The organism is Saliphagus sp. GCM10025334, from assembly GCF_042663485.1.
GTDB lineage: Archaea > Halobacteriota > Halobacteria > Halobacteriales > Natrialbaceae > Natronosalvus.
The window spans coordinates 252,046-268,384 of the sequence record NZ_JBHTAF010000002.1; the positions used below are offsets into that span (position 1 = coordinate 252,046).

A 16,339-nucleotide genomic window follows, 5' to 3' on the forward strand; every position below is an offset into this window, starting at 1 on the left:
GGACATCTATAATCCCTAACCCCCGTTTCGTGTGCATCACCTCGAGCTCGCGGAGGCGTAAGTAATTTTTTGAGCACGTGCCCTTAGGCACACTCCGTAAGGGGGGTTTCCCACCCGTTGGGACGAGATTTGACCCAACGAGTCCGATTCGGCGAAGACGCGCAAAACACCCCTCGAGTCGAAACCAAGGGTTAGCCAAAATACAGCGAAAACAGCCGCTAATTAGCCCCGTACGACAGTGTAGCCACTCACCAGGACAGCGCTATCTGAGGGTCGGATTCACCTTTCCGTACGCCCAGGTGTCAGGAGCCGTCTGCCACTGGACGGTCGCCTCTCGAAGCTCGAGCGGGTCACGACCGATCGCTCGCCACGCACGGATCGCTTCCTCGAGTACATCCTGGATGCGAGGGTTGGGTGAGCTCTTCAGCTTCGAGAGCACCATGTCGATCCGCAGCGTCGTCTCACCGCCCTCAGCGACCTCGACGAGGGCGGCCCCGTACTTGTTGCAGAACTTCTGCCACGCGTTCGACGACGCGCCCTTCGTCTCGAGGTTGTAGAGATTCGACACATGGTCGGCTGCGTTCTCGATGCCGAACTCGACCTGGTCGACAATCGCGGCGATATCCTGTTCGAACTTCTTGCTCGCAAACGAGACACTCGCGTTGTCGTTCCGGAGAATACCCCGGAGCCGGTCGAGCGTCCGGTAGATCGTGCTGATGCTCCGTCCTGTCTTGTCCGCCAGCTCGTTCGGGTGTACTTCGCCGCCATCAGTAACGAGCGTCTGGAGAACCCGCTCGTCGCTCTCACGGAGTCCAACGAACGTCTGCAGAATCATCGTGTTCTGCTCGGTCTCGAGTTCCGGCGTTGGATCGGCGAACAGCTCAACGGGATCGTCCGCTGCTGCTGCCTCGAAGTGGTCGTCCGGAATGTACGTCGTGTGGTCAGGTTTGACCGGCACGTTGCTCCAGGAGAGGGCGTTGATGAGCGTCTCGTCGATCTCTCGTCTGAGCTTCCGGTGGTCTGCCCACTGGAACGACCGATTGCTGTTCAGCTTCTTCTTCAGGAGGACGCCCACCTTCGGATGATAGAGCGGATCGGTCTCGTCCTTCTCGCGAACGTACTTCGGGTGGTAGTGCTTGATCTGCTTCCCGTACTGGTGGCCAGAGATCAGCCGTCTCGCGTCCGGCGTCGGTAACCGAACGCGGTGGTTGTATCCGACAATGTCCTCGTTGTCGACGCGGTATTCGAACTTGCTCCCCTTCTCGGTCGCACAGAGGTGCATCAGCCGCTGCATGATGCCGGCTCGACCGACGACCTTGGGACTCCACGACCGATTGAGACGAACGTATCGCTCGTAGGTCGTGATGTTACTCATCTCGTGTGGCCGGCTCGCGAGGTAGTCCGTATTGATCGGCAGACTCCCCACTCGAGCCAGCACCTGAACGAACGTCGGCAGCAGGTGTCGGAACTCGGTCGGCTCGAGGTTCGAGCCGGCGAAGCGGACGTTGATTCCTTCGTCCTCAGGGATGTTGTCGAAGGGCGTCGAGACCCGTTCGCCGGTCTCGTGGTGACGCATGTCGGCGAACCGGGGTTGGATGAGGAAGTTCGCCTTTCGCTCACCTCGTCCGTACCCGCTGATCCGGTACTCGTAGAGTCGGCTGCTCGCTACGTCGTCCTCGAGGCGCGGCGCGATCCCGCTCTTCTGGTATTTGAGATTGATCGTCCACTCTTCACCGTCGACCTCCGTCTCGATCTCGCCGGAGTAACCGTCGAACCGTTGGATAAGCAACCGTCCGAGAATCCAGTAGGGACTGAGGCCATTCTCGGTGAAGATGAGGTTCCCTTCGCACTCGTGAGGCGCGGTGGCGATCTGCCTCACGGGCGACACCCCAATTTATGATGGTTGGGACTGTACGGTTCAGGTAGCTTTCCCCCTTTTACGGGGGAAATTGAAGGAATCGTATTAAGCCTAGGCCGGGATTTGAACCCGGGCTCTCGTCCTTACCAAGGACGCGCTTTACCGCTAAGCTACCCAGGCAGGCATGCGTTGGTTGACCGGAGTCGTCTTTATGGGTTTCGATTCCCCTCTGAGTGTGTGCCGGGATGACAGAGTCTCTGAACGAACCTTCAGTGGTCTCCGGTTGACGTCACACGGTCGGTCGGAATCTCCGTTTCGACCGGCGGTCGCTCGAGGTCGCGTTGGCGTTTGCGGTTGTCTTCGCTTGCGTCTTCATCCGTGTCCTCGCTTGCACCTTCCTCTTCACCTTCACTATCGAAACCGACCTCGAGCGCCTCGAGGTCCGGGAGGCACTCTGCGGCCGGTGGAAAGCCGGATTCGGCGGTGGTAAGGACGTTGGCGGCGCTGGCGTTGGCGGCGCTGGCACTGGCGTCGGCCACGTCGGTGGCAACCGCGAGCAGTTCGGGCGCCGGGTCGGCGTCGGCAGCCGTCGCACCCGTTCGGATCGCGAGTTCGAGGACGTCCTGTTCGAGGTTCGCGTCGAGAGCGGCGGCGTCCGTCTCGTCGGCGTCCGCACGGGCGGTCTGGTCTCGGCCGAAGCGGCGAACAGTCCGGACGGCGGTGTCGGCGGCGTCGGTGCGAGCAAGGAGGTAGAAACCGCGGGCGACGAGGATATCGGCAGCGAGAATCTCGAGGTCGGCGGGGCTGTCGCCCGTGGTTTCGGCCCAGGGTTCGTTGTGGGCGAGCGCCCGGGTCAGCCGCAGGCCCTCGTAGATGAGCTGGACGCCGGCGGCGTGGTGAGCGATTCCCTCGAGGGAGGTGCCGGATTTTCCGTATACCGATTCGGCGGTCGACCGGTCCTCGGTCTCGGTTGCTCCTGGACCCTCCCTGCTCGCGGTTTCGCCGTTCGCTTCGTCGACGTCGTCGCGTCGCTCGTGCTTCCCACCGCTCGAGTCCTGGTCGCCCGCCGGTCGCGGGTTCGCTCGCTCGAGGACGGACGCGGACGCGAGTGTCAACACGCCGGGCGTCATCGAGGCCGTCTCGAGGGTGTCGGTGAGAAAGTCGTGCAGCGCTGCCGGTTCGACGTCCGCGAGCGCGTCGCGAGCGGCTCCTCGGCAGGTATCGACCCGATCCATCATCGGATGGTTACGGCGGAGCAGGCAAAGACCTTTGGAAAGGTGCCACCGACGAGTGGCATGATCGACAGTCGATCGGACGGATCGGTTCGAACGATTCGATTGAACCGCCCGGCCGCGCGAAACGCGCTCACGGTCGACGGGCTCGAGGCGCTCGAGGACGCCGTCCGCGCCGCCCAGGAACCAGTGATCTACCTCGAAGGAGCCGGGCCGGCCTTCTGTGCCGGCGCCGACCTGGACACCGTCGCCGACCTGGATCGCGAGGGGCCGAGGCGTTCGCCCGGTTGGGCCAGCGAGCCGCGCGAGCGCTCGAAACCGCGGACGCCATCACCGTCGCCGGGATCGACGGGCCGGCCAGAGGTGGCGGGCTCGAGCTGGCGCTGGCCTGCGACGTCCGCGTGGGAACGCCGTCGGCGACGTTCGGCGAGCCAGGGGTCACGTTCGGCCTGTTCGGCGCCTGGGGCGGGACGGTTCGCCTGCCGCGGATCGTCGGCGAGGGGAATGCACTCGACGTCGCGTGTACGGGGCGGGTGCTCGAGGCCGAGGAGGCCCTCCGGATGGGACTGCTGTCGAGAATCGAGTCCGATCCGCGGGCGGTCGCGGCGTCGATCGCGACGCATTCGGCCGATACCCTCCGGGTGCTCAAGGAACGCCTGCGCGACGATGCCGATCGAGACTCACAGGAGACACGCGAGGCGACAGCGTTCGGGCGGTTGCTCGAGGCGCACGCGGACGAAATCGCTGCGCGTCGATAGCGCTGGCGAAGGGTCGAACGGTCGAATCGCGGAGAACGCAGACGGTGAAGTTATCGCCAGGTTGTAAGCGTCGGCGCGTCGTCCGCTCGCATCGAGAGCCACGCATCGTCGACGGAGATGTCCGCGATGACGTACTCGTCACGGCGTCCGTTGGAGTCGATCGAACCGAGAACCGTGTCGTCCGACACGGCTGCACCAGAGATGTTATTCGCCACCATGCGAGTAGTTCACTCGCACACGAATATAAACTCGTCGGATGTAGTTCAGAGGCTCGAGGCCGAGCCTCGCGGCGAGCAACCACAGAAGCACTGCCTTTATACCGATTTTGACCGTACCCAGGTGGTATGAACGTAGCCGACGCGATGACGGTCCGCGACGACGTGGTGTCCGTCTCGCTGCCGGGAACGCGAACCGACGTGCTCGAGTACTTTCAGGAGCGGGCGTTTTCCTCCGTGCCGGTCATCCAGTCGACTGACGGGACGGCCGAGTACCGCGGACTCATCTCTCGAGAGACGCTGATCGAACAGCCCGACGAGGACCAGCTCGTCATGCTGATGGAGGATGTACCGACCACGACGGCGGAAACGAGCCTCGAGGAGGTCGCGAGGGTGATGGTCGAAGAGGGTGCGCGGCGCGTCCCCGTCGTGGACGGCGAATTCGAGGGAATCGTCACGGTCACCGACGTCGTCCACGCAATCGCGACGAGCGAGGCGGAGACCGACGCCGACGTCGGCGACTACGCCACCCGGAGCGTGAACACGACCTACGAGGACGTTCCGCTCCCCGTCGCGGAGCGCGAACTCCACTACGCGAACGCCCCGTACGCGGTCGTCCTCGACGACGACGGGCGGATGAGCGGCGTCATCACGGAGGTCGACGTCATCGACGTCGCCCGGATCGTCGAAGGCGAGGAGGAGACTGGCAACAACTTTCCGGACCAGGACGCCGACTACTCATGGGAAGGGATCAAGGGCGTCGGCAGTCGGTCGCTTCCCACTCGCGACATCGAGTTGCCGACCAGTCCGGTCAGCGAGTTCATGACCGAGGACGTGGTGACCGTCTCGCGGTCGAAGTCCGTCGAGGGGGCCGCTCAGTTGATGATCAGCAACGACATCGAGCAGATTCCGATGGTCACCGGCGACGACCTCGTCGGGATCGTCCGGGACATCGATCTGGTTCGGTCGCTGTACGACTGAACGACGTCACTGAGGGATTTCCGACTGCCAACCACCGACCGCCGATCGCTGAGACTCGTCGCGTCTCGACCGGTCCCCGACCCCACTCCCCACGGACTCGAGCCGACTCGACCCTGTGTCCCCGTCACGCAGCCTCGAAAGTGATTTTTGTCCGGCGGGGCTCGAGACGAGTATGAGCGACGAGGCTACGAGCCAGAAACTGACCGAACTCGCCAAGCGCCGCGGCTATTTCTTCCAGTCGTCAGACGTCTACGGCGGCGTCGGCGGATTCTACACGTTCGGTCCGCAGGGCGCCGCGCTGAAGGGTAACCTCGAGGACGCCTGGCGGGATCGATTCGCCGTCGAGGAGGGCAACATGGAGATCGACGCGCCGACGATCATGCCCGAACCCGTCTTCGAGTCCTCCGGCCACCTCGACACGTTCGATGACATGCTGGTCGAGTGCCCCGAGTGCGGCGAGAGCCACCGCGCCGACCACGTCGTCGAGGACAACACCGAGTACGAGGACGCCGAGAGCCTCCCGATCCCGGAGGTCGAGGAGATCGTCGCCGAGTACGAACTCGTCTGTCCGTCCTGTGGCGCCGGCCTGGCCGGCCAGGCCATCGACGACTTCAACCTCATGTTCGCGACGAACATCGGCCCCGGCGACTCCCAACCGGGCTACCTCCGCCCCGAGACCGCCCAGGGCATCTTCGTCGAGTTCCCGCGGCTCAAGGAGTACGCCCGCAACACGCTCCCCTTCGGCGTCACCCAGATCGGTCGCGCCTACCGCAACGAGATTAGCCCCCGGCGCTCGATCATCCGCACCCGGGAGTTCACCCAGGCCGAACTCGAGTTATTCGTCGATCCCGAGGGCGACGACCCGAACCTCTCGGCGGTCGAGGACGTACCCGTTCGGCTCTACCCGGCGACCGAACAACAAAACGAGGACGGCGAGATCCTCGAGACGACCATCGGCGAGGCCGCCGAGAGCGGCACCATCGCCAGCCCGTGGATCGCGTACTACCTGGGCGTCGCCCGCGAGTGGTACGCCGCCGTCGGCGTCGACATGGATCGCTTCCGGTTCCGCCAGCACCTCGCCGGCGAGCGCTCCCACTACGCGAGCGACTGCTGGGACGCCGAGGGCCTGATCGACGGCAACTGGATCGAGCTCGCCGGTTTCTCCGACCGGGGCGACTACGACCTCTCGAAACACGCCGAGGGGTCGGGCGAGCGCTTCACCGTCTTCCGCCAGTACGACGAACCCCAGACCGTCGAGCGCGCGAGCGTCGACCCCGACATGAGCTACCTGGGTCCGGAGTTCGGCGGCGACGCCGGCGCCGTCGCCGACGCCCTGAAATCGCTGGCCAAACGCGACCGCGAGGCATTCTCCGGTGACGTCGTCGAAATCGACCTCGAGGGCGAGAGCCACGAGATTCCCGTCGAGAAGACGGGCTTCGCCGTCGGGGACGAAACAATCGCGGGCGAACACGTCACCCCCCACGTCATCGAACCGTCCTTCGGCGTCGACCGGTTGCTCTACACCGTGCTCCACCACGCCTACGCCGAGGACGAGGTCGACGGCGAGGACCGGACCTACCTCGCCCTCGAGCCCGAAATCGCCCCGACCTTCGTCGGCGTCTTCCCGCTCCAGAGCGACGACGACCTCGAGACGACGGCAGACGAGATCGCGACGGCCCTGCGTGCCGAGGGCCTCTCGGTCACCTACGACGATTCGGGCAACATCGGTCGGCGCTACCGCCGCCAGGACGAGGTCGGCACCCCGTTCTGCGTCACGGTGGACTACGAGAGCCTGGAGGACGGCACCGTGACGGTTCGTGAGCGCGACTCGACAACCCAGACGCGACTGGCGATCGACGACCTCCCGGAGATGCTGGCGACGCTGCGGGCCGGCGACCTCGAGTTCGCGGACCTGGCGTAGGCGCGACCAGGGCTGGTGCTCCGTCTCCGTTCATCACAGCACGTAACTCGCGATCCCTCGAGTCCAACGGTAGAGCTGACCGATGACCGTTTTCCCTCGTTGACCGTTGAGGCCGTTTTCGACCCGCTCGACGCCCATCGACTGTACCGACGCGAGCACCCAGTGTCCTCGTCTCGTGAGTCAACCGCCACCGCAGCGATCGATCCACACAGATGTCACCACCGACGTTCATCAGCACCGACCGACTCGAGTTACGACCGCCCGAAGAATCGGACGTTCCCTTCCTCCTGGAGGGAGTGAATCACCCGAAGGTACGCCGGTACATCAGCGCCTTCAGGACTCCCTACAGCGAGGAGCGCTACCGAGACGAGCTGTGGGACCGCGACGTCGACGCCGATCCGACCTTGCTCGTCGTCCCGAAAGCGGGCGAGTTCGCGGGCGACCCCGTCGGCTCCGTCTCGCTCTCGCCGTTGATCGAGCGCGACGGCTACGCCAACTTCGGCGTCTGGTTCCACCCGAAGGCCTGGGGAAACGGTTACGCCCTCGAGGCCAGCGCCCACCTCCTCGAGTACGGCTTCCGGGAACTCCGCCTCCATCGCGTGTCGGCGACCGCGATGGCGCCGAACGACGCCTCCCGGCGTCTGTGTGAGCGCCTCGGATTCGTCCACGAGGGGACCGCCCGCGAGGCGCAGTTCGCCGACGGCGACTACGTCGACGTCGAGCGCTATGGCCTGCTCGAGCGCGAGTGGGATGATCCGAACACCGTGCTGGACGCCGATTGAGGCGAACGAAACCTACGACGGACGACGAAACCGGAAGAGACCGGGCGCAAGGCCAACCGTTTTGTTCGAATTCGTCGATATTCCTGGCATGGTGACGGATTCGGACGCGACGTGGGAGTACGAGACGGTCAGGCCGCCTCGAGAGGTCACCATGCGCGAAGCCGCCGATCCGAAGGATTTGCTCAACGAGTTCGGTAGCGAGGGGTGGGAGTTCGTCGACACGATCGACTACGCCGAGGGTGGCACGAAGTACCTCGTCTTCAAGCGACGGCGCACCGGTGACGACGATGACTGACGACCAGGTCAGCACCGCTGACACGATGCGCGAGCGCGCCGACGAGAGTCGGATCAAACTCTGGCTGCTCGTCGGCGCCAACCGACTCGTCGTCACCGCGGTCCTGACGGCCACGTTCTTCGTCCTGTTCTCGCTCGGAGCACTACTCGAGCCGGGCCTCTCGACGCTCCTGCGGGACCGGGCCGTCATCGAGGGGTTGTTCACCTCAATGATCACGGCGGTCATCACCACTGCCACCCTGGTGGTGACCATCGGACAGCTGATCGTCTCCCAGGAGAACGGGCCCCTCGGCGAGCAGCGACAGCGCATGAGCGCGACGATGGACGTCCGTAGCTACGTCGCCGAACTGACCGGTCACCCCGCACCCGCCGACCCCTCGGCGTTCCTCCGGGCACTCGTCGTCGCGACGCGCGAGCGGGCGACCGCACTCGAGGAAGCCACCGCAGATCTGTCGAACGAGACGGCCAGGGGCGAACTCGAGGAGTTCGTCGACAGCATCCTGGGAAACGCAGATACCGTCACCGACAAACTCGAGGGAGCTCGCTTCGGCACGTTCGACGTCGTCCACGCCGCCCTCGACTTCAACTACGGCTGGAAGGTCTTCCAGACCGAGCGACTCGAGGACGAGTACGCCGACGTGCTCGACGAGGACCAGCGAACCGCCCTCCAGGACCTTCGCCAGTCGCTCGCGATGTTCGGCCCCGCTCGCGAGCACGTCAAGACGCTGTACTTCCAATGGGACCTGATCAACCTCTCGCGGCTGATCCTCTACGCGAGCGTGCCAGCGTTGCTCGTCAGCGGCATGATGGTGACGTACGTCGACGCGATGACGGTCGTCGGAACGACCCTGGGCGTACAGAACCTGCTCTGGCTCGTCGCCGCCGCGTTCACGCTCACGCTCGTCCCGTTCTTCCTCTTGCTGGCGTACATCCTCCGCGTCACGACGGTGGCCAAGCGGACGCTCGCCATCGGTCCGCTGATCCTCCGTGACTCCCAGCGGTGACCGATTATCGATGTCGTAATCGACGAACTAAATATGCCGGCCGGTGAGCACCCACGGGATGGCCGATGAACTCAAGCGACGGCTGGTCCACGCCAGCGGGTCGGGGCTCGTCGCGCTCTATCTTCTCGCGGACCCCCTCGAGCTTGGGCTAACCTGGCCCCGGTTTCAGGTCCTGATGGTAGTTCTCGCACTCGGTACCGTCGTCCTCGAGGTCCTTCGCTTGTACGTGGGTCTCGAGTGGTGGCTCTACGAGAAACTCACCCGCGAGTACGAGCAGAACCAGTTCGCGGGCTACGGCTACTACATGGTGAGCATGACCATCGTCGTCCTCCTCTTTCCCGAGGACATCGCCCTGCCGGCGATGTTGATGCTCGCCATCGGCGACCCAATCGCGGGCTACGTCTCCGCGGACACCCTCACGCGATTCAAGGACCGCAAGACGCTCGTCACGATGTTCGTCGTCAGCACCCTCCTGGCACTGCCGTTCTTCCTCGAGACGCCGCTGGTCGCCGTCGCCGCGGCACTCGGCGCCACGATCGCCGACGGGATCACCATCCGCGTCCGCGAGTTCGTCGTCGACGACAACCTGACGATTCCGCTGTACGCGGCCGTTCTCGGTTCGGTTGCGCTCGCGATTGTGCCAATCTGAGACGGCGGGTATCGCCGACGGTTGTGCCGATCGCTACCCGTCGCGAGCGTCGTTACCAGCGAAACGTATCCGGCACCCACTTGCGGTTTGGATCCTCGGTGCGCTCCATCCACTCCTCGAGTCGATCGGCCATCGCGTCCCGGACGTCGGCGTAGGCCGGGTGGTCCACGAGGTTCTGCAGTTCGGCGGGGTCGGCCTCGAGGTCGTACAGTTCGTTCCGATCGGGGCCGTTGTAGACGAACTTGTGCTCGCGCGTGCGAACCATTCGCTGGGTGTAGAGGCCGAACTCCTCGCCGTGGTACTGGGAGAACGTCGAGTCGGGCCACGCCGGGTTCTCGCCCGCGAGCAACGGGGCGAGACTCCGGGAGTGGAACGATTCAGGTACCTCGAGGCCGCCAATCTCGAGAAACGTCGCCGCCAGGTCGTGGAGGTGAACCGGCTCGTCGCGAGTCGTACCGGGGTCGGTGACGCCCGACCAGCGAATCTGCAGCGGAATGTGGTAGGTCTCGTCGTACATCAGCGGCCCCTTGTTGAACTGACGGTGTGAGCCCGTGAAGTCGCCGTGGTCGGAGGCGTGGACCACGACCGTCTCCTCGGCGAGGCCGAGTTCCTCGAGCGCCTCGAGAATCCGCCCCGTCTGGTGGTCGATGAGCGTCACGAAGCCGAAGTACTTCGCGACGGCCTCCGCCCAGGTGTCCCAGTCGAAGTCCTCGACACCCCGGTAGTGCAGGAACTGTTCGTGAACCGCTGGTTTGCCCGCGTAGGTCTCAGCGTAGGTGTCCCAGGGCTCGAGGTCCTCGGGGTCGTACATCGAGGCGTAGGGTTCGGGGACGACGTAGGGGTGGTGTGGGCCGTAGAAGTCGGCGCGGTGGAAGAACGGAGACCTGCCGTCACCTGCGGACTCATCTCGGCCGTCGGCGTGCGCCTCGAGCGCCTCGATCGTCCGCTCGGCGAGGAAGTACGCCCGCGTGTCCTCGATGTCGACTGGCGTCTTCGCCGCGACGAGCGTCCCGTCGTCGGGATCGTCGTGGGTGTAGATTGCGTCCTCGAGGTCGGTCTCCTCAATGGGGGTGCCGCGGTGCTCGCGGTACTCCTGGTACGCATCGTCGATGTCGTCGTGATGGACGTCGCTGCCACCGAGGTACTCGAAGCCGAAGTCCTCGGGCGTCTGGTCGCGTCCGACGTGCCACTTGCCGGTGTAAGTCAGGTCGTAGCCGCTCTGGGCGAGCAGCTCCGAGAAGGTCGGTAACTCGGGCGGGAGGTTCGGCTGGATCGCGTCCGCCTCGTGGGAGTTGTTGAGCATGCCGTGGGCGTGGGGAAACAGCCCCGTCAGCAGCGATGCGCGGGCGCTCGTGCAGATGCTGATCGGCGTTACGGCGTGAGTGAACCGGACGCCCTCGCTCGAGAGGCGGTCGAACGTCGGCGTCTCGACCGGCGGGCCGTCGGGTGCCGTACAGTCGTACCGTTCCTGGTCGGTGAGGACGAACAGGACGTTCGGGTTCGGCGGCGAGTCGGTCATCGGGTTCGATACATCGAGCGGAGGGAAAAGCCTGGTCGGTCGATTCAATCGTCGCTCGGTCACTCCGTCACGAGGCCGTATCGAAATCCTCGAGCGATGATGAGTTCAAGCAGTCGTGCTGAATACACAGCGCGAATGTGGCACGAGACGATAGACGATCTACGAGAGTTGATGATCGGTTAGCAAAGTGTCAAAACTGATCACTCTAAGCTTTCAATCGCCTTAAAATCCGATCCTCCGCACGTACAGCCACTTCTTCCAGAGAGTCTAATGGGTCCATCAACCACTCGTTTGCCGGAATGCACTTTTCCACAACGAGTACACATTGCGATGACTACATTTTTGGCTTTTCCCATCGGTATAACGGAAAGTACTACGGACCTTCTAACTAGTGTTAGCCAACATTCACGACATTATGGAGAAGTAGATACCGCACCGACCAACAGAGACAAGGGTAGAGAGACCTTTTGAGAGTGATATGGGCGACTCTGACGATTTACCGGGCTCTGGCTCTGATCTGGCTATCGAGCGAGGTGAAACCTACGACCACGCTGAACATGGCCAAGTCAAAGTTACGGGGATTTGGAAAGGAGTCGAACAAGTAGACAAGGCTCGTCACACCGATGAGAGGGACATCTTCATTGTCCGCTACTCCGCTGAAATTAATGGAGAACAAGTTGATGAACTCACCGATACGTTAGATGAGTTTCTCCAAGCGATCAACTGAATGTTCCGCGATCAATGAGCATCCGAACGTATTGGCTGGTTCGATCCTAATCGAATGAAATAAACGGCGCCGCTGTGCTGCATCCATCCTCTAAGTCGGCCACCTCAATTCTGACAGAAATCAGGTGGTTTGTTCGGCGTCTGCTGAACTCAGAGCGCGACTGGAGCACGAGCCGAGGGCCGATCTACGGAGGGTGGTGATCGATTACTACATCGCTAGATAATATCGGAGATAAGAGATCTCATCGACGGCTAGTAAAAGCACTCTGCATGTTTGAACCGGCCTGAGAGAACGGATTTCCGTACAAAACCGTTAAGTCTAAATGCGAATAATTGACAGTATGGATCTCGATCCGCACACCGAAGATCAACTCCAACTTCTCTGTGAGGGCCGCAATCGCACCGTATGTGACCTCCTCACCGAGGCAGATGGGCCGCTCCATGTAACGGAGCTAGCGGATCAACTCGTGGCTCGTGACGTGAACGTAGTCAATTCAGCGACCTACGACGAAAAACTCGACAACGTGACGTTCGAACTCCACCACGTACGGTTGCCGAAGTTAGCAGAGGTTGATCTGGTCGAGTACGATCTTGACGCGAATCTCGTCTCCCAGAAACCCTCACCGGCGTCCATGGTGGAGTGGCAGGACGAGAAGGCTCTCGCAACACTGGTAACGCACCTTCCAACCACTCACGGAAGCGAAGCGGGCGATGTGGGGGTGGTCGAAGGACTTGACTCGGCCTTCGAATACGCACGGAAACTGGCCGACGAAGCCGAGGAAGAGTTGTTCGCCTTATACGCCACCACCGATCTCCTCGAAGACGAGTGCGTCCGTCACGGCGAGCGCGCCCTCGATCGTGACGTGACAATTTCCATCGGCTCGCAAAACGAGACAGTTCGTGAACGGTGCCGAGAGGGACTACCAGAAGCCACCGTGTGGGAACCGCAACTTGACTGGCTCAATACACCGACCTATCCGCGGGTGGGTCGGCTCATTCTCATAGATCGGCGGAAAGTCATGTTTTCCGTCCTTACGGAACCGCCATCCGAGAAGGGGTCTCCCGAGGAGATTGCGCTCATCGGCGACGGCAAGGAGAATCCGCTCGTCGTTCTCGTACGCGAACTGCTCGGGCCGCGGCTCGACCACCTCGACTACCAAAACGACGACGTTCGAAGCCACCTCCCCACGTACAATGACTGACGAGAACACCCCGCCCGAGCCAAACGACGCGACGCGGACGAAGAGTCTCAGCTATGAACTCGATGCGGACGAACGCCCTAGCAAAGCAGTCGTCCACGCCGTCGCAACACTAACCGACACGCCGATGCTCAATCTGAACCCGTTATACCATACTATCGATCCCGAACACTTGGATGGCCTGATTACCGGTCGAAAGAACGGCGAATCCATCACAGAGAGTTCAGTTTCCTTCCATTACAACGGGTGTCAGGTTACTGTGGATCAACACACGGTTCGGGTGCAGATTGATCACGACTGAAAACACCAGCAACGTCATTTCGCGTCGATAGAACTCTCAGTGTTACGTTCGCAGCTGTATGTGCCGGCTGGTTTCGGTGCGAACGTGTGAAATAAACGAAGGCTGCGTGCTGTATCCATCCTCTGTATCTTGCACGCCGCTTCTGACAGCAGCTTGTCGATTAGTCACGGCCTCTGCGAGATACAAGGCGCGAATGTTGCACAGGTTGAGAGTTAACCAGGAGGTAGTAATCGCTCAGGACAAGTGGACCCGTTACCGTTACCGTCATCCGTGAACGCCCCCGCCGAAACGGGTGGAGCCCGAGCGGGCGGTTTTTAGCTTATTGCAATCGAGCGAACGGAGTGAGCGAGGCCCGTAGTAAAAAGGTCGCGTGTGACATGCCTTAGACGCCCCAGATCGCGACGATGCCGAGCGTCGTCACGATCGTCAGGAGCAGTTGCAGGGGGGCACCGAGCCGTGCGAAATCGGTGAACCTGTAGCCACCCGGCCCGTATACCATCAAATTCGTCTGGTACCCCACGGGAGAGAGCAAGGGTGTACTCGCCGCAAACATTACAGCCAGCATGAACGCGTACGGGTCGCCGCCAAGGCGAACGGCGGCGTCGAACGCCACCGGAATCATCAGTATCACACTCGCGTTGTTGCTCAGCATTTCCGTCAACAGCGCTGTGAACAGGTAGAATAACCCGAGGACGACCACGATGTGGAGGCCACCAGCGAGGCCGATGACGTGGGCAGCGAGAAAGGCCGCCGCACCGGTTTCTTCCATCGCGACGCCCAGGGGGAGGACGCCGGCGAGCAGGAAGATCACGCTCCAATCGATCGCATCGTACAGTTCCCCCGGTTCGAGGACGCCCGTTGCAACCATTGCGATCACGCCGGCGATTGACGTGATGAGGATCGGAACCACCTCGAGAGCGGCCAGTCCGACAACCCCAGCGATGATGGCGATTGCAAGCGGGAGTTTTGCTCGGCGGAACGCCGGTTGCGTAAATTCTTGGGCGACGATGACGTCTCGATCAGCCCCTAACCGATCGAGTGCTTCGCGACTCGCTTGCACCAGCAAGATATCGCCACCGCGGAGCGGTCGCCGATCCATTCGTGTGTGAACGATTTCCGGGCCGCGACGAATCGCCAGTACGGTCGCTTCGTACTGTTCACGAAACCGGGCGCTCGCCAGCGTCTCTCTGACGAGCGCCCCGTCGGGTGCAATTACCACTTCCGCGAGTACCTGCGGCGTCGCCCGCTCCTCGTCGGTTGCGTCCGCTCCGTGCGAGACGGCATCTACGCCGGAGACCGCTTTGGCATCGATTTCGAGGTTCGCGTCGTGAACCACGCTCTGTGAAACGTGGTCAAACCCTTCGAGGTCAACCACGTCGAGAATCGCCTCCTTGTCGGTCCGAACGAGGAGAACGTCCTCGGTCTGGAGCACCTTCTCCTCGATCGCCGCACCGAACGTGTCACCGTTGCGGAGGAGCGTCACGGCTTCGACCTCCACGTCAACGTCCGCTAACGCTTGTTGGACGGTTTGGCCGATCACGGGTGACCTGTCAGGGACGGCGACCTCGGTGAGGTACGGCGCTACCTCGAACTCGTCGGTTAACTCTCTCCGTGGAGTGAGGCGTTCCGGGAGCAAGTAGGGGGTCGCAACGAGCAGATAGAGCGACCCCGAGGCTAAGACGAGCGCCCCCAGCGCGGTGAATTCGAACATGGAGAAGGGCCGCCCCAGGTACTCTGGTCGAGCCACGATCGAGCTCGCGAGGAGATTAGTCGAGGTGCCGATCAGGGTGAGCATCCCGCCCAGCATCGAGGCGAACGACAGCGGGATTAGGAGACGAGATGGCGACGTATTCGTCCGGCGTGCGAGATCGTTCACCACCGGGATCATGATCGCTACTACCGGCGTATTGTTAACGAAGCCCGCAGAGAAGCCGGAGACGCCGATGATCGATCCAAGTTGTCGTCGCTCGCTATTCCCGGAGAAGGCGGCGAGTCGTTCACCCAACAATTGCACTGCGCCGGTTCGGCGCACCCCATCGCTCAAGATGAACATCATCAGCACGGTGATCGTTGCGGGGTTGGCGAAGCCGGCAATACCTTCCTCGGGAGTGATCGTCGTCCACGGCTCGAGGAGGACGAGAACGACGATCAGGAGCAGCGCCGTCACGTCGATCGGGATCGGCTGCGTAATAAAGAGTGCGAGCGCGACGGCGATGATGCAGAATACGATTAGCATTTCGATCGTTAGAGAGGACATCACCCCCACTTGTCGAAGCGGGTACTCGGTGACGCACTGCGCAGTTACTGCACCTCGATCACGCGAGAGTGCGGATGAGCAGACCGTTCGAAGAAGCACAAACCCTGTACCATTCGGCAAATACATACCGCACTCACTACCTTCGGGATGAAGTGTTCCGGTCAAGTCGAATCGTCGATTTCGATGAAGTCGTTTCTTCCACAGTGACAGGTCGCACGACCCAGCAGTGTGAGCCCACCATCCACCAAGCGAAACCCGGTGTGGACTGTATCACAATGGGTGCAACCCACCAGAACAACGTTGTCTCGGTTGAGCATGACACGATAACCATTGGTAGTATCAGAAATCATCTTTTCTGAACTAACCGTATATTATTAATTCGAGTGTGAATAAGCGGAACTGGTAACTTGGCTCTTCGATACTGTGTTCAGTTCGCATCCGTATGTCTCGGTTGGTTCTGCCTCGCGTGAATGAAATAAACGAGGCTGATGTACTGCATACCTCCTCTGGGCCTTGTTTAGACGCGACCGAGATCGGCACTAACGCTTCGTTCTCAAAGTATGAAACCGTACTGTGAGGTGCTTACCACCGGATTCTGTTTAGCCAAAATGACTCCTGACCCGCTCAACTGGGAGCGTCTAAA

At 62.0% G+C, this 16,339-nt stretch carries 14 protein-coding genes, 1 tRNA gene and 1 pseudogene; 10 read left to right on the forward strand and 6 right to left on the reverse strand.

Going from position 1 to position 16,339, the window contains the following annotated elements; translation table 11 throughout:
• Positions 1-262: 262 nt before the first annotated feature.
• The 3 genes from ACFQO4_RS09520 to ACFQO4_RS09530 all read right to left on the reverse strand — a co-directional run bounded on the left by ACFQO4_RS09520 (position 263) and on the right by ACFQO4_RS09530 (position 3,093).
• Positions 263-1,879, reverse strand: coding sequence for a DUF7845 domain-containing protein (locus tag ACFQO4_RS09520; protein ID WP_500260693.1), 1,617 nt, complete (start codon positions 1,877-1,879; stop codon positions 263-265).
• Positions 1,880-1,966: 87 nt separating this feature from the next.
• Positions 1,967-2,038, reverse strand: a tRNA-Thr gene (locus ACFQO4_RS09525).
• Positions 2,039-2,127: 89 nt separating this feature from the next.
• Entirely contained in the window at positions 2,128-3,093 is a 966-nt protein-coding gene (locus ACFQO4_RS09530; protein WP_500260694.1) for a DUF7114 family protein, read from the reverse strand.
• A 60-nt stretch (positions 3,094-3,153) separates the two neighbouring features.
• On the opposite strand from ACFQO4_RS09530, the pseudogene ACFQO4_RS09535 reads away from it, so the two are divergent.
• A pseudogene (locus tag ACFQO4_RS09535) lies at positions 3,154-3,848 on the forward strand (enoyl-CoA hydratase/isomerase family protein).
• A gap of 50 nt (positions 3,849-3,898) precedes the next feature.
• Here the strand turns inward: ACFQO4_RS09535 and ACFQO4_RS09540 are convergent.
• The gene (locus tag ACFQO4_RS09540; protein ID WP_500260695.1) at positions 3,899-4,066 is read right to left on the reverse strand and encodes a DUF7556 family protein; all 168 of its coding nucleotides are present in this window, start codon (positions 4,064-4,066) and stop codon (positions 3,899-3,901) included.
• A gap of 126 nt (positions 4,067-4,192) precedes the next feature.
• Between ACFQO4_RS09540 and ACFQO4_RS09545 the strand changes: the two genes are divergently transcribed.
• The 6 genes from ACFQO4_RS09545 to ACFQO4_RS09570 all read left to right on the forward strand — a co-directional run bounded on the left by ACFQO4_RS09545 (position 4,193) and on the right by ACFQO4_RS09570 (position 9,694).
• Complete coding sequence (locus tag ACFQO4_RS09545) at positions 4,193-5,044, forward strand: CBS domain-containing protein (protein ID WP_500260696.1); 852 nt, start codon at positions 4,193-4,195, stop codon at positions 5,042-5,044.
• A gap of 172 nt (positions 5,045-5,216) precedes the next feature.
• Positions 5,217-6,965, forward strand: coding sequence for a glycine--tRNA ligase (gene glyS / locus ACFQO4_RS09550; protein ID WP_500260697.1), 1,749 nt, complete (start codon positions 5,217-5,219; stop codon positions 6,963-6,965).
• Positions 6,966-7,177: 212 nt separating this feature from the next.
• Positions 7,178-7,747, forward strand: a complete 570-nt coding sequence (locus ACFQO4_RS09555) for a GNAT family N-acetyltransferase (protein WP_500260698.1) — start codon at positions 7,178-7,180, stop codon at positions 7,745-7,747.
• An 88-nt stretch (positions 7,748-7,835) separates the two neighbouring features.
• On the forward strand, positions 7,836-8,042 hold the full coding sequence (gene sp36 / locus ACFQO4_RS09560; RefSeq protein ID WP_500260699.1) for a Sp36 family protein: 207 nt from the start codon (positions 7,836-7,838) through the stop codon (positions 8,040-8,042).
• The gene (locus ACFQO4_RS09565) at positions 8,035-9,045 is read left to right on the forward strand and encodes a DUF7972 family membrane protein (protein WP_500260700.1); all 1,011 of its coding nucleotides are present in this window, start codon (positions 8,035-8,037) and stop codon (positions 9,043-9,045) included. Before sp36 ends, ACFQO4_RS09565 begins: the two co-directional genes overlap by 8 nt.
• Positions 9,046-9,103: 58 nt before the next feature.
• Positions 9,104-9,694 (forward strand): dolichol kinase, encoded by a 591-nt coding sequence (locus ACFQO4_RS09570; RefSeq protein WP_500261170.1) that lies wholly within the window; start codon positions 9,104-9,106, stop codon positions 9,692-9,694.
• A gap of 52 nt (positions 9,695-9,746) precedes the next feature.
• Here the strand turns inward: ACFQO4_RS09570 and ACFQO4_RS09575 are convergent, their stop codons facing one another.
• Positions 9,747-11,213 (reverse strand): sulfatase family protein, encoded by a 1,467-nt coding sequence (locus ACFQO4_RS09575; RefSeq protein ID WP_500260701.1) that lies wholly within the window; start codon positions 11,211-11,213, stop codon positions 9,747-9,749.
• Positions 11,214-11,691: 478 nt separating this feature from the next.
• Between ACFQO4_RS09575 and ACFQO4_RS09580 the strand changes: the two genes are divergently transcribed.
• From ACFQO4_RS09580 to ACFQO4_RS09590, 3 genes are all read left to right on the forward strand, one after another.
• Positions 11,692-11,940, forward strand: a complete 249-nt coding sequence (locus ACFQO4_RS09580; protein WP_500260702.1) for a hypothetical protein — start codon at positions 11,692-11,694, stop codon at positions 11,938-11,940.
• A 340-nt stretch (positions 11,941-12,280) separates the two neighbouring features.
• Positions 12,281-13,141 (forward strand): DUF7344 domain-containing protein, encoded by an 861-nt coding sequence (locus ACFQO4_RS09585; protein WP_500260703.1) that lies wholly within the window; start codon positions 12,281-12,283, stop codon positions 13,139-13,141.
• Complete coding sequence (locus tag ACFQO4_RS09590; protein ID WP_500260704.1) at positions 13,134-13,439, forward strand: HalOD1 output domain-containing protein; 306 nt, start codon at positions 13,134-13,136, stop codon at positions 13,437-13,439. The genes ACFQO4_RS09585 and ACFQO4_RS09590 overlap by 8 nt, the downstream gene beginning before the upstream one ends.
• A 382-nt stretch (positions 13,440-13,821) precedes the next feature.
• On the opposite strand, the gene ACFQO4_RS09595 is transcribed toward ACFQO4_RS09590, so the two are convergent.
• Entirely contained in the window at positions 13,822-15,696 is a 1,875-nt protein-coding gene (locus ACFQO4_RS09595; RefSeq protein ID WP_500260705.1) for an SLC13 family permease, read from the reverse strand.
• Positions 15,697-16,339 lie beyond the last annotated feature (643 nt).